We start from the raw sequence: 21245 nt of genomic DNA, 5'->3' as shown, positions 1-21245 counted from the left end.
GGTGTCAGCATGATCGACGGCTGGACGACGGTCTCGTCGACCGTCCAGTTCACCGGAGTCCGGATGGTCGTACGCCGCGACTCCGTCCGTCGCACCGACCAGAGCCTGGGAACCTACGAGTACACCGAGTCAGTCGACGGCGTACGCGTCGTAGCCCTCGACGAGCGGGGCCGGATCGCCCTCGTGGAGGAGAACGTCTACGTGTGCGGTCAGCGGCTGCTGATGTGTCCCGGCGGCGGATGCGAGCCCGGCGAAGACCCCCCAGCAGCTGCGCACCGAGAGCTGGCCGAGGAAGCCGGCATCCTCGCCTCCGAGATCGAACCGCTGACGATGATGTGGCGGATGCCCGCCGACGCGCGGACCCGTGAGCATCTGTACCTGGCTTGGGACCTGAGTCTCGGCGAGCACCGCCGGGACGCGAGCGAGGCCGACATGGAGCTGCGCTGGGTCGCGTTGGAGGAGGCGGTGGCGATGTGCGGCGACGGCCGGATCACTGAAGCCGGAACTCTCGCGGCGGTCTTGCTGGCTGCTCGGCGCACCGCCGCGTAGTCCGGCCAATCACCGATGCCTGTCTGCCGCGGAACAGGCGTCCACACCGATCTGCGGCTGCCACAGACCTGGAAGCCGCAGCGAGGTGGTGTTCCGACGGACCTGGCGGGCCACAGCCTCATGAGCGTCGGCGTTTCGGCCAACCGGGCCTTGGGCGTGGGCTCTTGCGTGGCAAGGATCGGTGCACCGCGCACCTTCGAGAATCCGCTCAATTACGGGGTGCGCAATCCGTCCGAAAGCGCAGGTGTTCGAAATCGGTGCGGCGTCGTTGAGCACGGCAACACCACCATCACGCCCACGAGGGGGAACTCATCGGCGTCCGTCGAACGAGGCAGCAGTGGAGTCGGAAGCCTGCCGAAGGCTGCTGCCAGCACCTGCGCTGCGGAGCCTCCCGGTCACCACACGGCGGGCTGGGCCAGCATCTCGAGTTCCACAGCCCGGGCCTCAGAGCCGCCCCACGTCGAAGGCGAGACAACGCTCATGCCGCCGAGCTCTTCCGCGATTCGCAAGACTGTCGAGGCGTACCTCGGCCGGCACCCCGGCGAGCATGACGCCCTCGCCGGACTCCTTGCCGCGCTGGACCGGCCCGTCGACGCGACCGCCCGGACGACGCTGCCCGGGCACATCACGTGCAGCGCCGTCGTCATCGACCGGCAGGGCCGGGTCCTGCACATCCGGCACCGGGCTACTGGCGGCCTCGTACGCACCCCCGGCGGCCACGTCGAGTCCCGGGACCGCACACTGCTCGCCGCGGCGCTGCGAGAGGTGTCGGAGGAGGCCGGGATCGCGCCGGGCGCCCTGTGCCTGACCCGGCAGCTGCTGGGCTCTCCGGTCGACATCAACGTCCACGACATCGACGTCAACCCGGCGAAAGGGGAACCGGCCCACCGCCACTACGACTTCCGCTACGTCTTCTACCTCGCCGGCGAGGAGCCGCCCGCGATAGCGCTGCAGGACGAGGAGGTGTCCGGCGCCCAGTGGCTCCCGCAGCCGGAGGTCACCTCGCCGACACTGCGCGCGAAACTCCTCACGGCGCGGCTGGACGGCCGGCCCGAGCCGCTGAACGCTTCCGCGCTCATTCACGACGGGCACGGCCGCTACCTGCTCCATCTGCGCGACCACAAGCCCGGCGTCTGGCAGTCGGGGGCGTTCGCACTTCTCGGAGGCGGCCGCACGCACGACGACCAGAGCCTTGAGGGCACGCTGCTGCGGGAGCTGTCCGAGGAGGTGTCCGACCTCCGCCTCGAGGACCTGAAGCCCTACGCCGTGGAGGCCGCCACCAGCATTGACGGCCTCACCGTCCCCGTCCGGGTCTTCGCCGGCCGGTGGCGCGGCAACCCCGACCGTCTCGTGCTGCATGAGGGTGTGCTGCTGCGCTGGTTCACCCTCGATGACCTGGACCGGCTGCGCCTGAGCCCCGCCACCCGGGACCTGATTCGCCGGCACGCGGCCGAGAACCCTCCGGACAACGGCCCGGCCGCGGCTCCCGCCGTGTGGGACGGGGGCAGCCGGACCGTACTGAACGGCATCGGAGTCCACCTCCACCTCGAAGACGCCGAAGGCCGGGTGCTTCTCGGGCTGCGTCACCCCAATTCGAAGTACGCGGGCGACACCTGGCACTACCTCGCCGGCCGGTGCGAGCAGGAGTCCGCCCGCGCCTGCCTGATCCGCGAGGCGAGGGAGGAGGCCGGTCTCGTCATCGACCCCGTGGACGTGGAACTGGCGCACGTCGTCCACGTTGTCGACACCCTAGGCGCGCTGCCGTTGATGCAGCTGGTCTTCAAGGCCCGCCGGTGGGAGGGGGTACCGAAGGTCCTGGAGCCCGACAAGTGCCTGACCTGGCAGTGGTGGCCGCGGAATGAGCTGCCGGACCGGATCGTCCCCTACACCCGAACGGCCATCGCCGCGATCGCCGAAGGTCGCCCCTACTCCCAGCTGGGCTGGTGAGCAGGGTGAGCACACCCACCGCTACCGGGTCCGCCCGCAGGGCCCGGACCGAGCCCACGCGCCTGGGTTCGGAGCATTTGGAGGAGCCGGGGGTGCGCTGTGACGCCCCGCGCTGAGACCCCCCTCCGCCTCCGGCACCTCGCTGTGGCGGCACGGGGACTTCCGCCGCTACCTGACCGGTCAGGCCGCGAGCGTGGCTGGCAGCTCGATCACGCAGATGGCGCTGCCTGTGCTGGCCGTGCTCCAACTGGACGCCACACCGCCCAGGTCGCGCGGCTGGCGTTCCTCGGGCAGCTCCCGCCCGCGCTGCTCGCCCTGCATGCCGGCGCGCTCGCCGACCGGTACTCCAAGCGCCGGCAGATGATCACCGGTGACCTGGTCAGCGCCGTCGTGCTCACCACGGTGCCGGTGGCGGCCGCGCTGGGCACGCTGCCCCTGACGCAGCTCGTGATCGTCGCCGTGGTGCAGGGAGCGGCGAGCGTGCTGCACGACGCGGCGGCCATCAGCCTCCTTCCCAGCCTCGTCGACCGGTCCTTGATCCAGCGGAGCAACAGCCGCGTGGGTGCGATCGCCGCGATCGCCGCGACCGCCGGAAGCCACCTCGGCGCCGTGCTGACCGCGGTACTTGGCCCCGCCCGGGCCCTGCTCGGCGACGTCGTCCCCTTCCTGATCAGCGCCGGATGCACCGCCCGCATCCAGGCCCGAGAAACTGCCCCGCATCGCCCGGAGGCTCGCCGGTTGCGTGAGGAGATCGGCGAGGGCGCCTGCGGTACGTGCACGGCGATGACCGGCTGCGGACCCTGACCCTGGTCAGCGCCACCACCAAGCCTGGGCAAGGACCGGTCGACTGCGCGCCGTGTGAGGCCCCCGACCGGCCACCCGCTGCTCGCCGGCCTCCCGTGCTTCCACCAGCGCACCCTGGCCGGCGTCGGGCTCGGAGGCGCGGGTCGCCGGGTGGAGGGCGGTCAGCCGGTCACGGCCGTGGAACCGCGCAGCGTGATCACCCGGGCCGGGTACGTGCCCAGAAGCCGGCCAATTCCGCTGGCGGAAGCTGGGCGGCGTCGGCCCAGTGGCGGGTGTCGAGCGCGTCCCAGGACGGGATGCACAGCTGGACGCACGCGCGCTCCGGGCCCTGCGCGGGCCGGTAGATGCGTGCCCACGGGCCGAAGCCGCGCTTGGTGAGCTTCCACTCCGCGTGGGCCAGCTGCTTGGCCACCTTGTGGCCCTCCGACAGCTGTCCGGCCAGCCGCTCCTGGTCGGTGAGCTTCACCGGCAGGCCGTAGCGCTCCAGAGCGGCCTCGGTGAGGACGAGTAGCGGGTCGGCGTCCTTGCCGGGCCCGGACAGCTTCGGCTGCCCGAGCTTGGCCTCCTTGAGAGTCCAGTCGACCAAGGCCGGAATGGACTTGGCGGGCACGTCCAGGACCAGGCCGCCGGTGCAATACGCCAGCACCTGCCCGTCCTGGACGTCGACGACGACCAGCGGCCCGTTCTCGTTGCGCGGGTCGGTGCCGCCCGCCGGGGTGCCGGCCGGGGCCGCCTTCCTCGCCGCCGGGCGGCGCGACGTAGGTGAAGGTCCGGTGGTGCGCGCCGGGCGGGACGCGGCCGCCGGAGCGGTGGTGGTGGAGGGGGCTGGGTTTTCTGGGAAGCAGTCATGGCCGAAGCGTCGGGCGTCTGGCCTGTGGACAGAGTTTCGGCCTCCGGGGTCGGAGCGGGCGTGCCGGTGAACGTGGCTGGCATCGCCGGTGCCTCATCCGGTGCGGCAGGGTATTGCGACGCCCGGCCGTCCACCAGGCGCTAGCACGCCTGGCGGCGGGGCGGTCGTGGCTCGCTCCGGCCCGCCTGCCAGTTCAACGGACTCTGACAACGAGTCACCCCCAGGGAGTGGCTACCGGATCCGCTGATCAGCGGTTCACCGGATCGTATGATGAGAGCCCGTGGATACTGCTGCAGGACAGTGGTGGATACGCCCTCCGGTCGGTCGCACGCCGTGCACAAAGGAGGCGCCCGCCCCGTGGACCGGGCGGGCGCCCTCGGTGTCATTGCCGCTACGGCAGGCGGCGGCCGCCAAGGCAGACTGCGCGGGCGGCGATCCACTCCCTGCGTGGGTAGGCGCGGGGGAGTCCCGCTCGGCGCGCCGGTCTCCGTCCGTGCGGGGCTGCGGAGGGCGGGAGGTCTTCCCGCCGCAGTGGATGCGATCGTGGGCGACCAAGCGCCCGGCAAGCATGGCCGCGTCCAGCGCAGCTTCACCGCGGAGTCACCGCGGTGGGAGAAGTTTCACGGGGCGCCGACTTCAGATGCGCCACCACTCTCCGGCTCCGCAACATGCAGGTATGCGTGGAGTCCCGCCGCCGCCAGGCCGGTGACGTTCTGCAGGCTAGGCCAAGGGTAGAGCCGGACGAGCATGTGGTCGTCCGCGGTCAGGCAGTCGACGTACGGCAGGGTGCGGGTCACCAGCCGGGCGAAGCCGTCGCAGATTGACCTGACTTCCACGCCAGGCATCCCCATCCACACGTGCAGGATGTCGTCCTGAGCGGTCAGTTCAACCTCGACCGAGGTCTGCGCCGCGCTGGCCGCGCCGGAGCACCAGCGCAGCGCTTCGCCAAGGGCGCCGAGCTGTACTGGAGCCGGCACGAAGGATCCTGCACGCAGTCCGTCACGGACCGAAATACTGAGGTGGTCGGCGGCTTCCATCCACCAGTCCCGTACCGTCTCGCGGACCGAACATGTCCGCGGCTCGGCGGTCAGCACCCGTCGTACGACGGCGGCCGCGTGCTGGCGGACGGCCGGCGAGCTTGCGTCGTCGCCTTGGCCGGCCGTCATCCGGCTCAGAAGCGACCGCGGCCCCGTACGGGAAATCTTCAACACCCGCCGGTACAGAGTGAAGGCCGAGTCCTGCTCGTCTGCCTTTCCTGTGCCGAGCACGGCCTGGGCGCGCTCCGCCCACACCCGGAACGCGTCGATGTCGCCCGTGATGAGCAAATCGGCGCCCAGGTCCCCGTGCGCCATGATCTGGGTGACCTGTCGCTCCGTGCCGGGTCCAGGCCCGTCAAGCTGCGCCTGGAGCAGGTAGCGGAGCAGTCCGTGCTGCTCCGGAGTGAGCTTCTCGAACTGGTCTGCATCGCCGGGTGCGGCGAGCACGTCGATGATCTCCTGGGCGGTGGCCTTGGCTGCATCGGTCTTGCCCAGCCGACGGCTGGGGGTTGCAGTCCACCGGTGCTCGCGTCCTACGGCGTCCTGCAGGACGGCGGTGGCTCGGTAGGCCCGGAGGTGGTCCTCGCCGGTGATGCGGTACTCGTACGTGCACGCTGCGCCGTAGGGAACGAGCGTCTTGTGGAGTGCGGTGGACGGATCGTGCTGGTGTTCCAGCGAGTTGATCCAGGTGTCGACGACTTCAGGCCGGCGTTCCAGGAGGCGGGGCCCGCAGGTGCGCCAGGCGGCTGCGACAACGGCCTGCGCGGCATCGGAGACGGCTGTGCGGCTGTTGGCAGTTTGGCCCCGGCTGGCGAGGAGTCCGGAGCTCAGGGCGAGTGATGTCCCGAGCCGGGCGGTCTGATCGTCCGAGGGGGTGTGAAAGCGGCCATCGTCGTCATCAGGAGCAAGGCCTTGGGCAAGGACGTGGTGGACTCGCGCGTGGGCGGCGAGGTGGGTGATGACGAGCGACCCGTGGTGGGCGAGGAGCTGGTGGTCACACTGATGCGAGGCGGCGACGGCGGGCTGGTTCTCGTGGGCCCAGGAGGCATGGGTAAGGGCCTGGGCGAGGAGTCCGTCCGCCTGCCGGGGCAGCTCGAACATGTCAGCGAGGTCCCGGACGGCGTCGCGGTGGTCTGCGGCGGGGTGCGGGTAAGGCAGCGGGTCCCGTAGCAGGCGATCGCGGCGAGGTACGGGCGGCCTCTGGTGTTGCTGCGGCAGCCCGTCCAGAAGCAACTGCGCTGCGGCCAGGCGGGCTGTCTTCTTCGAGTTTCCTGTGCCGCGGGCCGTGCGGCCGGATCGGGTCCGGGCGGTGGCATGGAACACCTTCTGGTGATCGGGACCTTCGGCTTCGAAGTCGTAGGTCAGTCCCTCGTTGCGGAAGACGGAGTCCGCGATCGACACTGGGTCGGCCACCGGAGCCGATGATCCGTCCAGGGGACGCTGGGCTGCTGGGTAGAGCCCGGAGATCAGACAGACGGCCGTCTCGTGATCGCGCAGGAGACTCAGGGCGCCCAGGATCTGCCGGCCGACGCCCTCGAACACCGATGCCGCGGGAGCGAGGGCTTCGCCAGAGCCGAGACGTGCCAGCTGACGGCTGGCAACCCACTGGCCGAGGGCAACCTCCGCAGCCCGGCGGCGGACAGCGTGGGCCGCGGACTGCTGTCCGGCCTTCTCCGGGCGGGCCTGGCGCGTGTATCCGTCGATCAGGGCGACATCGAGCACGGTGGCGCCGAGCCGGTCGAGGAGTCCGAGTACCTGCGGCGTCACGGCTGTGGTCAGGCGGCGCTCGTAGAGATGGCTGCGGTGCTCACCCGCCAACCCCAGCCAAGCGGTTGCCCCAGGTCCGGGGTTCCAGTCCTGTACGACCCGTCGGATCTCCGCGCACACTGTCGCGCCGGATGCGGCCACCAGTTCCTCGGGTAGAGCAGGCAGCGGCCGATACACCACATCGCATGCTGTCAGCATTCGCTGGGGCCGCAAAGCCCGGGCGGAATGGTCGGCGATGCGCTGGCCGGTGCGTGTTCCCGCACTGGCCCGCGGAACTCCCGATGCCCGCCCGCGCAGCGGCCCTTGCCTGGCCCCTGCCCGATCAGCAGCCCGCCGACCTTGCACAGCGAGGACGTCGCGTAGCTCGACGGTCAGCCAACGGGGGAGTGTCTGCGGCGCCTCAAGGCCGTTGAAGAACGCCCCGGCCAGGTCCACGCAGTACGACCACCGGTCCCACTGCGCCCGCTGGGCGTACCGCTGCCCTACCCGCCGCAGCAGCGACCGCATCCGCGGGTAGGGAACGGCCACCCCAGCGAGGCTGTACGCCGTGCGCGTCCGCGCGAGCTCGATGGCCAACGCGATCTTGTGGACAGGAGTCGGCGGTGCCGTCTCGCGCAGCGCAACGATCCCGACCCATTCGTTCATGCCGTCCCTTCCCCCCAGATCGGCCCCCCATGCCGAGACCCCGTCCCCTCAGCTGACTGTCATCGGCAGACTCGGCCTCGCGTGGCCCAGTCAGGTTAGACACCCGACACGAACTCCGGCAGGCGGTTGCGACAGCTCGACCGGCGCACAGAGGCGTAGTCGACTTCACGTTTGCCCAACGCCGGCGCCGCGGGGACGGTGACGGCCAGGTTTCGGTCCGCACGTCGAGTCGTCGGGGATGTCCGCGCGTGCATCAGGAACAGCACAACCTGGGGACCTCTGCGATTCTGCAACCCGTCTGGACGGCTACGAACCCGTGCACGCAGCTGCGCTGGCTCGCGCCCGCGCCGAGCGAGGCAACTGACCACGCCCGGCTCCCCTCCTTCCGTGTCCCCCACGCGCTCGGCCCCGGGGCCCTCCGGCCTGCCCGCAGCCCCTCTCATCACCCACACGCACCGCTCGGCTCCGAGACGGTCCCCAAGGCCGTAGTCGCCATCCGGGGTCAGGCAGAGGGCCACCACGGTGAGGTCAGTTCCTGGAAGTGGCGCCCTGCGCAGGTGGGGCTGGGGCCTACGGAGCGTCCCGCCTGCGATAGGCCAGGCTCCGGCTGCACCCAGAGCGAGCGTGAACAGGACGTATACCAGCAGCCCGGTCCCGGGGCCGAGGTCACTGCCAAGCATTGCCTGCGCGAAGTTGGCGTCCGCCTCGTCCATTGCAGTGTACGGGGCCCCCGACATGGCGGCCCGTGCGGCGGCAAAGGGGAGCAGGCCGGCGCGGATCGCAACAGCGCGGGCAGCGCCTGACCCCACGTGGGCTGGGGCAGCCCGGCCACGGCGAGGGCCAGGGCCCCGGCAGCACCTGCGATCAGCGCGGTCGCTGCGGCGACACCCAGGCCCGAATGACCGGCAAGATGAAGAACCGGCGACGGCCATGAAATACCTGGGAGTGACGTGACGAGCGGACGTTCCGACCTCGACGTGGTGACAGCGGCGCTCGCCGCCCTGCCGCCCGTCGGGTACGGCTGGACGGACGAGATGCACGACCTGTACGAGCGCTTCCAGCGAGAGCCGGACCTAGCGCTCCCGCAGGAGTACCGGCAGAAGTTCGAAAGTCAGCGGGAGCGGCAGCGGTTGTCCGCCTCCGCCCATGAAGCGTGGTGGTCTCTCAAGAAGCGCAGGGAAGCCGGCGGTCTGGGCCGGGCCGAGCGGGCCGAGGCCGCTGAGCTGGCGGAGCGCTGCGTACACGCCGGACTCGTGGCGTACGAGGCGGTGCATTTTCTGCACAGACTCGGTCGTCCGGAAGGCGAGGAGGTCCTGCTGCGGTTGGTGACCGACCTGTCGGTGGACAAGTACGTCAGGGCCGAGGCACGCGGATGGCTGATCCGCCTGCGCAGGCCGGACTACGACGCCCGCGCCCGGGCGTCGGTCGAGGGCGAGGAGCCGCTGCTGCCGGAGGCGGTGCGGGTCCTGCCTGTCTCCGGGCCGACGGGCTGGGGGTGGGACGGCGTTCAGGAGACGCCGGAGAGCATCGACCGCGCGCGACGGGTGCTGGAGGCGCTCCTGCCCGCCGAGCGACTGACGTGGCCCGAGCCGCCGCCCGAGTGGAGCGGGAGGGACGACGAGGACGATGACGAGGAACCGGAATGGCTCACCGTCCGCATCGTGCAGCGGGGCCTGATGCCGTACCCGCGCCTGGTCACCCGGGAGCGGATGACCGAACTGCGGCGCGAGTGCGAGCTGCTCGGACTCGACGTGAGCGCCGAGGACTTCGTCGAGCGGTGGGTCAGCCGGATCGGGATGTGGATCGCCGGCGGCACTCTCGACTGGATCGCTCGCCTTGACATCGAACGGACGGCGGACGTCACGCCCTGGGCTATGGACCTCGCCGCGCTGTACATGGAGCGGGACGCCGGGGCCGAGGACGCGGTGAAGCTGCTGAACTTCATGGACGACGAGCCACACAGCCGCGAGGTCCTGACCCGCCTCGCCGGGAACACCTCGCTGCGGCCCGAGGTACGAAGCTGGGTGAAGAACGCCCTGCACTGAGCCGTGAGCCCGGGCAGCGAAGCCACGAGCTGCACTCGCCGCGACTGTGTCAGCACAGGTGGCATCGGTCCTTCGACCACCCTGAACGCCTGCATTGACGGCCCGGGTGCGCGCGGCCTGGCTATCTCCGGGCCCCCAGGACCGGCGGCTGCAGTTGGGGCCGGCTTGATCGGTTCGGCAGCGTCCGGATCACCATCAGCATCCGACGCTGACCTGCCCACGGGAGGCCGTCCGTGACAGAGAGATGATCAGCGACCGCAGGCCAGCGGATTCCGCCCGCACCCACACCATCAGGCGACAGCAAGACTGCTCAAAGGCTCACGAACCGCCCTCTCAATACAGGCGGCAGGTGGTCTGAGGCGGCTCCCAGACCGAGCAGTCGTGGGCGAAGAGCACACGTCGCGGGTCGAAGTCCGCTAGGCGGTCGAGCCAGTGCCGGTAAGGAGGGAGGGGCTGCTCCACGTCGTGGAGCGCTGCCTGGCGGGCCAGTTGGTCGGACGCGAACCGGGAAGCAGAGTCGTGTGCCTGGCCGGCGAGGACCACTGTGCCGTCCCCTTGCCGGAGGACCAACGACTGATGTCCTTGCGTGTGCCCGGGCGTCGGAACGATCCAGACTCCCGGCCAGACCTGCGCTTCACCGGCGAGTTCCTCATAGGTTGCGCCAGGGAAGTCGATCAGTTCGTCGACGGTGTAGTTGCCCCGGCGGGCGGTGGCCAGTTCGACGTCTTGGACGAGGACGGGCTTACCGCCCAGAAGGGGATTCCCGCCGCAGTGGTCGAAATGGAGGTGGCAGTTCACGACCAGGGAGATGTCTTCGAGGGAGACTCCGGACGACGAAAGGACGTCCTGCAGCGCTCGGCGGCGGGGTCGGTAGTGCGCTTCGGTCCCGGGGTCCGCTTTGCCGATACCGGTATCGAAGAGGATCAACCCCTTCTCGTGTCGCACCAGGTAGGCGAGAGCGGGTTCGACTCGCGGGTGCGGGCCGCCCGTCTCCGAAGCAGGCCGGATGAAATACCCCAGGTCGAGCCGACGCACCATCACGTTCGTACCCATGCGACCATCCTGACAGGTTTCGGTGTCACATCCACGCGGTCTTCCGACAGCAGAACGGCCACGTGCTTCGGTTCACCGCGAAACGCTGTGGCGGTCCACGGCCGTGCTCCGGCACCGAACGAGTAGGAGAACCGGGCGGTCTGAGTATGCGTACTCTGACGCGGCCGGCCGGACGGGACCACCATGGTGAACCACGCTCGGGCTGTCAGCCTGCCCCGGCACGACCACCAGGAGAACCCCTTTGCCTTCCGGAAAGCTGCGCACGATCGCCGGCATCACCTTCGGCAACTGGCTCTCGCGGGCCTACCTCTGCCTCGCAGGCTTCCTGCTGCTGATCGGCTCCGGCGACAACAGCAGCCATACTGCCGGGCTGTTCGCGCTGCTGCTCGCCGTTCCCACAGGGGCCGCTCTCATCGCGATGGTCAACGCCGCCGGGGACTGGGCACCCGATTCGGATGCGATCATCTGGTTCATCCTGCTGTTCTCGTACGCCTTCCACGCGTTCCTGTTGGGCCTCGTCGCGCGGGCAGTCCAACGGGCCGGCCGACGGCGCGCCACGGCGCCGCAGTGGGGAGACCATCCGGAAGAGACGTCCCAGAGGTCCGCCGAGCGCTGATCCTCCCGCCACGCCTGCCCGACTCGGTCTATCGGTCTGCATCTTGTCCTTTGCCGCACGCACGCGTCTACATGGTGATCACGTCACGCCCCACCGATCGAAGTCAGGAGCGCTGAACCATACCGCCGAGCCGGAGCCGAGTCCTCCGCCACCAGATCTGGCCGGACCGGCACCACCTGAAGGGCTCAGGCCTCCACGTACTTACAGTAGGCCGCACCCAGTTCGATCACGTCCACCGAGGCGTGCACCACCGGGCGGGGCCCGTCCGTCGCGCCGGATATGTGGGTGCGCAGCAAGTCGAGTACGGCTGCGCTCAGCTCGGCCTTGACCGCGTCGGTCCGGCCGGCGAGCAGGCCCAGTTGCACGTGGACGAGGGCGTTCTCGGGCGCGTCGTCGGCCACGTAGACCTCTTCGAGACGCCTGAAGCGGGTCTTGCAGTCGGCGACGGAGCCCCCGGCCACCTTTGCGGTCAGCGAGTGCAGGGCAAGGGCGAAGGGGCGTCGCGCGAAGATGTCGGAGAGGTTCGCCGAGTAGTCGATGGTGATGTGCGGCATCAGACAGTCCAGTTCCCTTAAGGCCGATCGGCATGGTGTCCCGGCATTCTCCCCGACCGTCGGGCGCGCGGATCACCCGGGTGAACTGGAGGATCGGTGCGAACAGGGCTGAGGCGACACGGCACGCTGGACGGCCCGGAACGCGGACCCGTTGGGCTGGCGCCCGCGCAGGATCCGTGGACGTACGTCGTACACCCGCACCCGTGGTGCGAACCGTTCGGGCTGGCCCCGTACTCCGATCCCACGCGCGTGGCACAGGGCATCGACCACCAGCTGAGGGGCCCTCAGCGGCGGCTACGGCGTGCCACCCGGCCCCGGGGCGCGTACGGCATGTCGCCGACGCGCAGCATGATCTCGGCGACGGCCCGCCCGCGGGACGGGCGGGGGCTTCGACGTCGTCGCGCAGCGGGTCGGGAGCGGGTGGGTCCGTACAGGCGCCAGTGTGTGGACCCTTCGGGCGGGGACCTGGAGCGGTTCGCGGCCGCCGCAAAGCCGCCGCGGTGAGACCTGCCGTTCGAGCTGGAACTCGGCAGCACCGGCGCGGTGGTGGGCGTCCGGGCCGACCAGTAGGTGAGCCGGTCGACTCAGGACATGACGGCGAAGCGGCTGGGCCAGGCGGGGATGCCGCCGCGGGCGGGGTTGAGGTAGAAGTCGACGTCGTACGGCATGGCGGCGCGTTCGTCGGTGACAAAGACCGTCGGCGCGTGGGCGACTTCGCCGGTCACCGCGAGGGTGGTGGCGAGGTGGGAGTAAGTGACGGGGGCGGCCGTGGTGGAGCGGGTCAGGTGAAGGGTGAGGGAGAGGATCGTCCACCGGCTGGGCTGCTGTTTGCAGGCGCTGGTGCGGTAGCCGAGTCGGCACTCGGCGGCGGTCAGAGTGGCGGTGCGGCCGGTGGTCCAGTCGTGGGCGGTGACGGCGGTGAGGGTGTCGCCGCGGGGGCGGCTCCGGCGGTGCCGGGGATCCCTCCGAGGTACTCGTGAGAGTAGACGTCAGGCAGCGGACTTTGGGCGGGGTGAACGGATCCAGGGGTTGGCCGCTGCGGCCGACCTGGGCTTGATCGGCTTCTACGGCGCGTGCAAGCAGGTGGCGTAGGCGAATGGCGATGGCGATGGCGATGGCCAGCAGCGTGCCTGACCGGGCAACGCCTCCCGGCAGGCGCATGGTGGGGTCATGGACGTGGACTCGGTGATCGCGGAGCTGTACGGGCTGCGGCCGGCGGAGTTCGTCGCGGCCCGCGACGCGTACGCGGCCCAGGCCCGCCGGGACAAGGACGCCGCCACCGAGCACCGCATCGCAGCACTTCCGAAACCGACTCTCGCCGTGTGGGCGGCGAACATCCTCTCCCGCACCCACCCCCGGGAGGCCGAATCCCTGATCAAGCTCGGCGGCGAGCTGCAGCGCGCCCACCGCAACCTCGACGGCGCCCAGCTGCGCACGCTCTCCCACCAACACCACCAGGTCATCACCACCCTCGCCCGCGAAGCAGCCGGCCCCGCCGCCGGCACGGGGGAACGCATCACCGACCCCGTCCTGAGACAGCTCGAACAGATCCTCCACACCCTGCTCACCGACCCGGACGCCGGAGCCGACTGGATCGCCGGACACCTGACCACGCCACCTGCTCCCGCCGGCGGATTCACCGGACTCGAACCCGCTCCCGGCACCCGCCCGCCGAAGGAGCCCCGACGTCCCCCGGCCCGCACTCACGCGGAGGAGCCGCCCGGGCCGGCGGACCAGAAGGATGACGGCCGGGCCCGTGTCCGGCACGCTCGCCGGGAAGCCGCCCAGCGCGAGGCCGAGGCCGCCCGCATCGCCGAAGCCCCGGCCCAGACCGCGGGAGGCCACAGCCAGTCTCAGTACGGCACAGGCAAACGCAGCGGACCTCCGCGCACGCTCGGCAGCCGCCGACAAGGAGGAGCGGGCCGCCGCCTGGCGGCACCAGAAGGCAGAGCAGGCAGCGCAGCAGGCCCGCAAGGACGCCGAGGCAGCAGCCCGGCGACTGAACGCCTCACCACCGCCACACTGACCGGCACGGAAAGCCAGCGTCACGTCTTTGCTGCGCCGCCGTTCCACGTCCACCGCCATGGTCGATCCACGCTGCCGCGGGCGCCAGTCCCCGGCGTGGCCCCTTCTTCAAGGGACCGGCCGATGCCCCGCTCCGCACGACGGGATGGCCAGCCATTTGGGCATCTGAACGCCCTGGATGTGACGGAGCGTCGGCCGTGTGGTCGACGGTGCACGAGTGCAGTGCCGACAGCCGTCTCCTGATGCCACAATGCGAGCGCAAGGGGGATGAGGCAGCCGCGGCTGCGGGCGGGTTCGATGTGTGGTGGCATCGGTGGGATGGAGGACCCCTTCGTCGGCCGCGAGTCGGCACTGCCGGCCGGGTCGGGCTCGGTGGACCTGGACGCTGCCCGCCGCGCTGTGGCTGCCCGCGCCACCGGGGCCGCGTGTACCCTGCGCCAGCTCGTCGAAGGCGCCTAACCAGTCGGCCGCACGGCGAAACAGAGCCTCGTGCTCGGCGGGATCCACGGCCAGGCCCCCCACCGCTTCTTCATCGGCGCCCACTCCCCGATGTACCGGCAGCGCACCGCTTGCCCTGGACCATGGACAGCCACGATCCCTACCTGCGGCGACTCGGAAGGTTGCGGATCGTGGTCAGCCGCGCTTGAGGGTCGGGTCAGGTTCCATTTGATGCGGAGTAGCTGCGAGTTCGGCCCGGATCTCATCGATGGCCGCGTCGAATTCGACGTTCACCTGCTCCAGGTGAGTGATCACCGCTGGAGCTCATTGATGTCGTCTGTGGCGGGCAGACCGAATCCGCCGGGTCACGGCCCCTTCCAAGGCTGCGTGACGACGCCAGGTCCCGGCCCGGCTGGCCGGGCCCGGGGCGGCCGGCGCGGAATCGGGCGGCGGCGACGCCGATCCGTGCGAAACCCGTGGGTGTGCCGGTCAGCGCGCGCAGTGCTCTTCCGGCGGATCGTGCTCGGGCCACAGACCGAGCATGTCCAGCAGAACTCTCAGATCCGCGGCTCCAGTGGCGCGGAAGGCCACAGCGCGGCGCGCGGCGGCCCGGTCCACGGTGCCCACCCGGGCCAGCAGTGCCGACTCGCCTCCTGCGAAGGGGTCCTCCATCCCACCGATGCCACCACACGCCGAGCGCACCCGCAGCCGCGGCTACTCCGCACCGGGGTCGCAGAGCGTGGTGGCGCCCTTGACGGGCGCCGGTCTCTGCGCCGTGCGCCGGCGGCCACATGGCCGACGCTGCGGCCAGTTCGGACCGTCCGGCAGCGGTAAATCTTCCCTGCTGCGCGCCGGTCTCATCCCTGCCCTCCGACAGGCCCAGGATGTGGAGGTGCGCCCGGCCGCCTTGCGGATTCTCACTCCAGGCCCGCGCCCGGCGCGCACCCACGGCCTTGTGTTCAACCCTCCGGAAGCCCGCCTGGCGTCCAACGGCGCAGACACATTCGTGATCGTCGGGTGCTGGGCGAAGACCACCCCGACACCCTCACCGCCCGGAGTCACCGCTCCAACTGGCGGGGCAGGCATGGGGGTGCGGCGGGCGCCGCGATGGCTTTCGCCGGCCTCGTGGAAGCGAGGGTTCGGACCCAGGGGAACCATCCCGACACTCTCGCGGACGTCCATGGCGTCGATCGCGTCCTGCATGTTCGCTTCGCCTTGGGCGAGGCGGCGGGCGGCGGGCGGCGGTGGTGACCGTGAACTCGTGCTCGGCTGGCGCGAAGCGGGCCACGGCGTCGACCTCCCGCACGAGGGTTGTCGGGTTGTGCGGGCGTCCGGTGTCCCGGAGCACTCCGCGGGTGTCGTTGTAGCGGGCGGTCAGCGACCGGTCGCTCATCGTGGAGACCTGGAGTCAGTCGTCTCCTGACGGCATCGGGTCTTCCTCGAAGCCGAGTATGGCGGTGGACTCAGCGCCAGTCGTCGATCACGTAGGCATCTGGGTGGCTGTAGCCAGGTTCGTTGGGCTTGTGCATGGTCACGCCTTGCAGCCAGGTACGGAAACCGCGGTCGACCATGCGCCGGTATGCATCCTGGCGGGCCAGGTTCATTCCGGCGTCCAGTTGCCCCAGTCCCTTCTCGGTGGCCAGCTGCTCGCACGCATTCAGCAGTCGTTCGAACCGGTCCGCGGCGTCCTGGCCAGGGCGTACGGCGCCGAATTTGACGAAGCACACGTCCTCACCAGCCTCCGACCCCGCTCCGCAGTGGCAGACAGCCAGACCGTCGAGGTCGGAGTCGGCGCCCTCGAGGAGAATGGTGTCACCAAGCCCCTGCGCCTGGGTGGCCATGATCTCGCGCTCCAAGCTCAGGCCCTCGTACACGGCCCCCGTCAGTGCGCGGCTGAGGCTCAGTGCGTCGGGCCGCTCAGCAGCGGTCAGCTCGCCGTACAGCACTCGGCCGGGGACTGCGGCACTGACGGCGACCTGCTTTCTTCATGATGGCCGTAAGGAATCGGGGCCAGAAACCGTACCGGCGGTAGAGCTCGAGGTGCTTGGGACTGTGCGAGAAGGTGAACAGGCCGAGGTGGCGGTTGTCCCAGGTGTCGAAGCAGGCCATGACCGGTTCCATGAGGCGCCTGCCGATGCCCTGGTCCCACAGATCCGGACGTACGGTCAGCGGGCCGAAGAACCCGACGCTGCCCCAGTTGGCGGCGAAGTTCGATCCGACGACCTCGCCCTCGACGGTCGCTGCGAAGGCTGCGTGTGGATCTGCCGCCCAGCGGGTGCGGACATAGTCGGCGGTCCCGAAGAACGTCTCCGGCTCAGGGGCCCCGAGGAAGGTCCCGAAGGCGACCCTGAAGATCTCGTCGGCCCGATCCAGGTCCGGCTCAACCAGCGGGCGGACCGACACCGAAGCGGCGACACTCGTTCGCTTCGCTGCGGGCATGATCGCTCTCCTTTCCTCCCCTGTTCCATCGCACCACGGACGTGCGCCGCGGGCGAAGCGACAGGTCCGGCGCTGCCTCAAGGATCGATCGGCCGCGTCCCCCGACGACGGGGCGGCCGTCTTCCTGCCGATCGACGACCCGCTGGGCCCCGGTCCGCCGGGGCCTCCGAGCAGCGGAGGAGCGCCGACTGTGCCTGCTGCACCGCCTCGCCCCGCCATGGCTATCGCTGCCGTCGACAAGTTCGCCCAGCGAACTATTGGCGCCCGCCATGGCTACTTGACCTTGAATGCGTGATGTCGCCATGGTGGCTGCTGAACTTGAATTCGTGATGCCGGTCAGCCGTCGCGAGACGAATTCGAGCCTTATGACCTGGTCGAAGTCGGCCCTGCGGACGCCGAGCCGACGTGCGGCCTGGTCCGGGCCGAGGGGGACTTGCCGGTCGAGCCGGGCCGGCAGGTCGCGGCGGCGCGCAAGGGCGGCTGCCTGGTCCGGGTGGACGTCGGGAGGCGGATCAGCAGTCCGGCCCGGACGAGGTGGCCGACCGCCGGCGCGGTAACCACGGCACCGCGGCAACGGCGCCCCCAACGTTTCCGTCAGCCGGTCCGCCGCCACCCCGGCCCCGATCGGGCCCCGTAGCGCGGTGCGTACCGCCCGGGTCGGCGGCCTCCGGCACCGCCCGCGACCACAACCCCGGGGCCAGCGTCGGCCGACGGGATCAGGTCCACGCCGGTCAGGCGCTTCTGCCGCTTCTTGACGATCTTCGGCTCGAAGGAGCCGTCGCGGTCGTGGGGCACCGGTATCTCCACCGGACCGGCGTCCGTCAGCACCGTCTTCGCGCGGGTGCCATTGCGGGAGTTGCCGCCGTTCTTCCCGGCCAGATCGTGCTTGTCATAGCCGCGGACGGCCTCGGTCACGTTCTCACTGGTCATCGGTGCATCCTTCAGGATCGGGAGTTCGTGTCAGTCCGCTGGCACTGCAGGCGGGTGGTGTCGGGCGTTGAATAAGGGGTATGGGCGGGTTTCTTCGCCGCCTCCGGAGGTTGCCGGGTGCGCGGTCCCTGGCTGGGCAGGTTTTCGTCCTGCAGGTGGTCATCGTGGTGCTGCTGGTGGCCGCGGCCGTAACTGCGCTGGTGGTGCAGTCCCGGGCCGATGGTGAGCGGGAGGCCCGGAAGCAGTCGCTCGCTGCGGCGGAGGCGTTCGCCCAGTCGGTGGGGATCGGGGAGGCCCTGGCTGGCGCGAATCCCTCTGCAGTGCTTCAGCCGCGGGCCGAGGAGGCCCGGAAGCGGGCCGGTGTCAGTTTCATCGTGGTGATGAGCCCGGAGGGAATCCGCTACACGCATCCGAACCCGGCGCAGATCGGGAAGCGCTTCATCGGCACGATCGGTCCTGCGGCCGAGGGTCGTGTCGTTTCGGAGACGTTCGCGGGCACGCTTGGCCCTTCCGTCCGCTCCGTCGTTCCTGTTACCGGCGCTGACGGAAAAGTCATCGGCTTGGTTGCCGCCGGTGTCACGGTGGAGACGGTGAGCGAAGTCGTCCAGAGGCAGTTGCCTCTCGCGATCAGTGTGGGGTTCGGCGCCCTTGTCGTTGGCGCTGGGGGTGCAGCCTTGGTGAGTAGACGGCTTCTCCGCCAGACGTTGGGGCTCGGGCCGGTGGAGATCACTCGGCTGTACGAGCATCACGACGCCGTTCTGCATGCGGTGCGTGAAGGCGTGGTCATCGTCGGTGGTGACGGGCGCTTGGTGCTGGCCAATGACGAGGCTTGTCGCCTGCTGGATCTGGCGCCTGGGATGGAGGGGCGTGCGGTGGGCGGGCTCGGTCTGGATCCGGAGATCGCGAGGGTGCTGGAGTCGCGCCTCGAGGTCAGTGATGAGGTCGTTGCGGCGGGTGAGCGCCTGTTGGCGGTGAACCAGCGTTCTGCGGAGGGTTCCGGTCGGGTCGCGATCACCGTCGCCACGTTGCGGGACACGACCGAGCTGCGGGTCTTGTCGGATCGGGCGGATGTGGCGAAGGGGCGGCTGCAGCTGCTGTGGGAAGCCGGTGGGCGGGTCGGCACGACTCTTGATGTGGTGCGTACCTGTGAGGAGCTGGCGCTCTTCGCGGTGCCGCGGTTCGCCGATTTCGTGACTGTCGATCTTCTGGATTGGGTGATGGAGGGAGAAGAGCCTCAGGGTGTGGGCGGCTGGATGCGCCGGGTGGCGAGGGAAGGCGTTCGGGACGGCGCCCCTGTCTATCCGCTGGGTGCGCAGATCCGTTTTGTGTCGTCCACGCCGCAGGCTTCGGGGCTGGGCAGCGGCAGAGGTGTCCTCGAGTCGGATCTGGATGTCCTGTCTGGGTGGCAGGAGCAGGACGCTCGGCGGGCTGCGGAGATCGTGGCGTTCGGAATCCATTCGATGATGGCGGTTCCGTTGCAAGCGCGCGGGGTCACGATGGGGGTGGTGACCGTCTGGCGTTCAGAGGACCCTGCCCCCTTCGAGGAGGACGATCTCTTCGTGGCAGAGGAGCTGGTCGCTCGGGCCGCGGTGAGCATCGATAACGCCCGCCGCTACACACGTGAGCATGCGACGGCGGTGACGCTGCAGCGGAGTCTGCTGCCACGTGCGCTCCCCGATCAGAGCGCGTTGGATGTCGCCTACCGGTACCTGCCGGCGCAGGCGGGGGTGGGCGGGGACTGGTTCGACGTCATTGCCTTGCCGGGTGCCCGCGTGGCCCTGGTCGTGGGTGATGTGGTCGGTCACGGCTTGCACGCAGCCGCCACCATGGGCCGGCTACGCACCGCAGTACTCAACTTCTCCGCGATGGATCTGCCGCCCGACGAGGTGTTGTGGAACCTCGACGAACTGGTGACCGCTATGGACCGTGAAGAGGCGGCCGACGGAGCGAGTGCACAGATCAGCGGAGCGACCTGCCTGTATGTGACCTACGATCCGGTAACCCGGCGTTGTGTCATGGCCCGGGCGGGTCACCCCGAACCAGCAGTCGTCGGGGTCGACGGCCGAGTCCGTTTCGCCGAAGTTCCTGGCGGGCCACCGCTGGGGTTGGCGAGCCTGCCGTTCGAAACGGCAGAGTTCGAATTGCCCGAGGGCAGCCAGCTTGTGCTCTACACCAACGGGCTCATCGAGGACCGGAACCGGGACATCAGCCACGGCCTGGCACGTCTGGCTCAGGTCCTGGGTCGGGCGAACCGTACGCCGGAGGAGACGTGTCAGGCGGTGCTGGAGGCCGTGCTGCCCGACCGCCAGCATGACGACATCGCGCTGATCGTTGCCCGTACCCGGGAGCTGGCCCGTGATCGTGTCGCCGATTGGGACGTCCCGTCTGATCCGTCGGAAGTCGGCCGGGTACGCGCCTCGGCAGTCCGTCAGCTCACCAGGTGGGGCCTGGAGGACGAGGTGTTCCCCGCCGAACTGGTCCTCAGTGAGCTGGTCACCAATGCCATCCGCTATGCGAGAGGGCCGATCCGCGTCCGGCTCATCCTGGACCGCTGCCTGATCTGCGAGGTGTCCGACGGCAGCAGCACCGCACCACACCTGCGTCGTGCGGCGATGATGGACGAGGGCGGCCGCGGTCTGTTCCTCGTGGCTCAGTCCGCTACCCGTTGGGGAACCCGGTACTCGACGGAAGGCAAGGTCATTTGGGCCGAACTACCCATCGGTGCGTTCGAACGGGACCGGGACGCAGCAGCCTGACAGGTGTGCTTCGCAGTAGTCGTGCCAGCCACGGAAGAACCAGCGTGGCCAAATCGCTGATGCGCACCATGCGAATTCCTCGTCGCCCTGGCGGTACTCGCGCGCCGCCCGCATCGCCCTCTCAAAACAAGGCCATGCTGCGCGCGGTGTGGAACGGAAAGGTGATCGCGGGGACCCCGCGCATGTGATCGTCGAGGGAAACCGGCCGCGGTACAGCGCGAGGCCGGTGACGGCGGCGACGGGGAGCGCCCCGGCGGCGACCGAAGCGGCCCGACGGTGGGGCTGGGTTCGTGGCGCAGGGTGAGCCCACATCCAGTAGGCGGCATCGGCGAAGGTGTCGGCGTACTCCCCGAAGGGGGAGGCCGTGCCCTGTTGGCGGGCGAGGCGCCCGTCGGCGAGATCGAGGCCGATCGCCAGCACTCCGGCGACGCGGCCGGCTCCGCCGGGCAGGGCCGGGAGGTTGGCGCGCATCAGCGTCAAGGCGTCCGCGGTGGTCAGGCGGGTTTGGTTCTCCAGCAGACCCAGGTGCAGGACGGCCAGTGCCCAGCTGGCGGTCACCCAGCGCCGTCCGGGCCGCCTGCCGGCGGCCACGGTGAACATGACGGTGTGCAGGGCGGTGAGCTCGGCCGGGGCCCGCGGGCGCCGGGCAGCCTGGCGCAGCGACCGGTGGGCGGCGTGCCCGAGGAAGCGGACGACGGCCGCCGGGGCGAGGTGCCCTGCACGCAGTTCGGCCAACAGCGTGTTCGTAGCGGCTCGGCTGTCGGCCATATCGACTGCGGACTCCACGTTC

The 21245-nt window shown here is 70.2% G+C and carries 18 protein-coding genes and 2 pseudogenes; 9 read left to right on the top strand and 11 right to left on the bottom strand.

Features of this window, described 5'->3' with window-relative positions:
* Nucleotides 1–9 precede the first annotated feature (9 nt).
* Both ACIQUT_RS34980 and ACIQUT_RS34975 read left to right on the top strand, forming a co-directional pair.
* Nucleotides 10–549: an NUDIX domain-containing protein gene (locus tag ACIQUT_RS34980; protein ID WP_403569028.1), complete on the top strand. Its 540-nt coding sequence runs from the start codon at nt 10–12 to the stop codon at nt 547–549.
* Between the two features lie 480 nt (nt 550–1029).
* Entirely contained in the window at nt 1030–2496 is a 1467-nt protein-coding gene (locus ACIQUT_RS34975; protein WP_403569026.1) for an NUDIX domain-containing protein, read from the top strand.
* 180 nt (nt 2497–2676) lie between these two features.
* On the opposite strand, the gene ACIQUT_RS34970 is transcribed toward ACIQUT_RS34975, so the two are convergent.
* Nucleotides 2677–2817, bottom strand: coding sequence for a hypothetical protein (locus ACIQUT_RS34970; protein WP_403569067.1), 141 nt, complete (start codon nt 2815–2817; stop codon nt 2677–2679).
* Between ACIQUT_RS34970 and ACIQUT_RS34965 the strand changes: the two genes are divergently transcribed.
* A complete protein-coding gene (locus tag ACIQUT_RS34965) occupies nt 2773–3300 on the top strand; it encodes an MFS transporter (RefSeq protein ID WP_403569061.1) in 528 nt (175 codons plus the stop codon). The genes ACIQUT_RS34970 and ACIQUT_RS34965 overlap by 45 nt on opposite strands.
* Before the next feature lie 120 nt (nt 3301–3420).
* Here the strand turns inward: ACIQUT_RS34965 and ACIQUT_RS34960 are convergent.
* Nucleotides 3421–4491 (bottom strand): annotated as a pseudogene (locus ACIQUT_RS34960) (transcriptional regulator); the annotation flags it as partial.
* Between the two features lie 279 nt (nt 4492–4770).
* Nucleotides 4771–7599 carry a putative dsRNA-binding protein gene (locus ACIQUT_RS34955; RefSeq protein WP_403569024.1) on the bottom strand — a complete coding sequence of 943 codons (2829 nt, stop codon included), beginning with the start codon at nt 7597–7599 and terminating at the stop codon, nt 4771–4773.
* 950 nt (nt 7600–8549) lie between these two features.
* Here ACIQUT_RS34955 and ACIQUT_RS34950 point away from each other — a divergent pair.
* A complete protein-coding gene (locus ACIQUT_RS34950) occupies nt 8550–9644 on the top strand; it encodes a hypothetical protein (RefSeq protein WP_403569022.1) in 1095 nt (364 codons plus the stop codon).
* Nucleotides 9645–9977: 333 nt separating this feature from the next.
* On the opposite strand, the gene ACIQUT_RS34945 is transcribed toward ACIQUT_RS34950, so the two are convergent.
* A complete protein-coding gene (locus tag ACIQUT_RS34945) occupies nt 9978–10697 on the bottom strand; it encodes an N-acyl homoserine lactonase family protein (RefSeq protein WP_403569021.1) in 720 nt (239 codons plus the stop codon).
* A gap of 241 nt (nt 10698–10938) precedes the next feature.
* On the opposite strand from ACIQUT_RS34945, the gene ACIQUT_RS34940 reads away from it, so the two are divergent.
* The gene (locus ACIQUT_RS34940) at nt 10939–11313 is read left to right on the top strand and encodes an SCO4225 family membrane protein (RefSeq protein WP_403569020.1); all 375 of its coding nucleotides are present in this window, start codon (nt 10939–10941) and stop codon (nt 11311–11313) included.
* A gap of 185 nt (nt 11314–11498) precedes the next feature.
* Here the strand turns inward: ACIQUT_RS34940 and ACIQUT_RS34935 are convergent, their stop codons facing one another.
* Both ACIQUT_RS34935 and ACIQUT_RS34930 read right to left on the bottom strand, forming a co-directional pair.
* Complete coding sequence (locus ACIQUT_RS34935) at nt 11499–11867, bottom strand: 5-carboxymethyl-2-hydroxymuconate Delta-isomerase (RefSeq protein WP_403569019.1); 369 nt, start codon at nt 11865–11867, stop codon at nt 11499–11501.
* Between the two features lie 584 nt (nt 11868–12451).
* Nucleotides 12452–12592, bottom strand: a complete 141-nt coding sequence (locus ACIQUT_RS34930; protein WP_403569018.1) for a hypothetical protein — start codon at nt 12590–12592, stop codon at nt 12452–12454.
* Nucleotides 12593–13037: 445 nt separating this feature from the next.
* Here ACIQUT_RS34930 and ACIQUT_RS34925 point away from each other — a divergent pair, with 445 nt between their 5' ends.
* Nucleotides 13038–14135: a hypothetical protein gene (locus tag ACIQUT_RS34925; RefSeq protein WP_403569016.1), complete on the top strand. Its 1098-nt coding sequence runs from the start codon at nt 13038–13040 to the stop codon at nt 14133–14135.
* A gap of 75 nt (nt 14136–14210) precedes the next feature.
* Entirely contained in the window at nt 14211–14351 is a 141-nt protein-coding gene (locus ACIQUT_RS34920; protein ID WP_403569014.1) for a hypothetical protein, read from the top strand.
* Between the two features lie 468 nt (nt 14352–14819).
* On the opposite strand, the gene ACIQUT_RS34915 is transcribed toward ACIQUT_RS34920, so the two are convergent.
* Complete coding sequence (locus ACIQUT_RS34915) at nt 14820–15002, bottom strand: hypothetical protein (RefSeq protein ID WP_403569012.1); 183 nt, start codon at nt 15000–15002, stop codon at nt 14820–14822.
* A 7-nt stretch (nt 15003–15009) separates the two neighbouring features.
* On the opposite strand from ACIQUT_RS34915, the gene ACIQUT_RS34910 reads away from it, so the two are divergent.
* Nucleotides 15010–15753 carry a hypothetical protein gene (locus tag ACIQUT_RS34910; RefSeq protein ID WP_403569011.1) on the top strand — a complete coding sequence of 248 codons (744 nt, stop codon included), beginning with the start codon at nt 15010–15012 and terminating at the stop codon, nt 15751–15753.
* 40 nt (nt 15754–15793) lie between these two features.
* Here ACIQUT_RS34910 and ACIQUT_RS34905 read toward each other — a convergent pair whose 3' ends face one another.
* The 3 genes and pseudogenes from ACIQUT_RS34905 to ACIQUT_RS34895 form a co-directional block, all read right to left on the bottom strand.
* Nucleotides 15794–16276, bottom strand: coding sequence for a hypothetical protein (locus tag ACIQUT_RS34905; protein ID WP_403569009.1), 483 nt, complete (start codon nt 16274–16276; stop codon nt 15794–15796).
* Nucleotides 16248–16769 carry a GNAT family N-acetyltransferase gene (locus ACIQUT_RS34900; RefSeq protein WP_403569008.1) on the bottom strand — a complete coding sequence of 174 codons (522 nt, stop codon included), beginning with the start codon at nt 16767–16769 and terminating at the stop codon, nt 16248–16250. The genes ACIQUT_RS34905 and ACIQUT_RS34900 overlap by 29 nt, the downstream gene beginning before the upstream one ends.
* A gap of 720 nt (nt 16770–17489) precedes the next feature.
* Nucleotides 17490–17690, bottom strand: a pseudogene (locus ACIQUT_RS34895) (transposase); the annotation flags it as partial.
* Between the two features lie 89 nt (nt 17691–17779).
* On the opposite strand from ACIQUT_RS34895, the gene ACIQUT_RS34890 reads away from it, so the two are divergent.
* Nucleotides 17780–20455: a SpoIIE family protein phosphatase gene (locus ACIQUT_RS34890; protein WP_403569006.1), complete on the top strand. Its 2676-nt coding sequence runs from the start codon at nt 17780–17782 to the stop codon at nt 20453–20455.
* Here ACIQUT_RS34890 and ACIQUT_RS34885 read toward each other — a convergent pair.
* Entirely contained in the window at nt 20411–21241 is an 831-nt protein-coding gene (locus tag ACIQUT_RS34885; protein ID WP_403569004.1) for a CDP-alcohol phosphatidyltransferase family protein, read from the bottom strand. The genes ACIQUT_RS34890 and ACIQUT_RS34885 overlap by 45 nt on opposite strands.
* Nucleotides 21242–21245: the final 4 nt, after the last annotated feature.

The organism is Streptomyces sp. NPDC090445 (assembly GCF_044769385.1).
Classification (GTDB): Bacteria; Actinomycetota; Actinomycetes; order Streptomycetales; family Streptomycetaceae; genus Streptomyces.
Note: the sequence above shows the minus strand (reverse complement) of the source record. Positions and strands in the feature narration are given on the sequence as shown.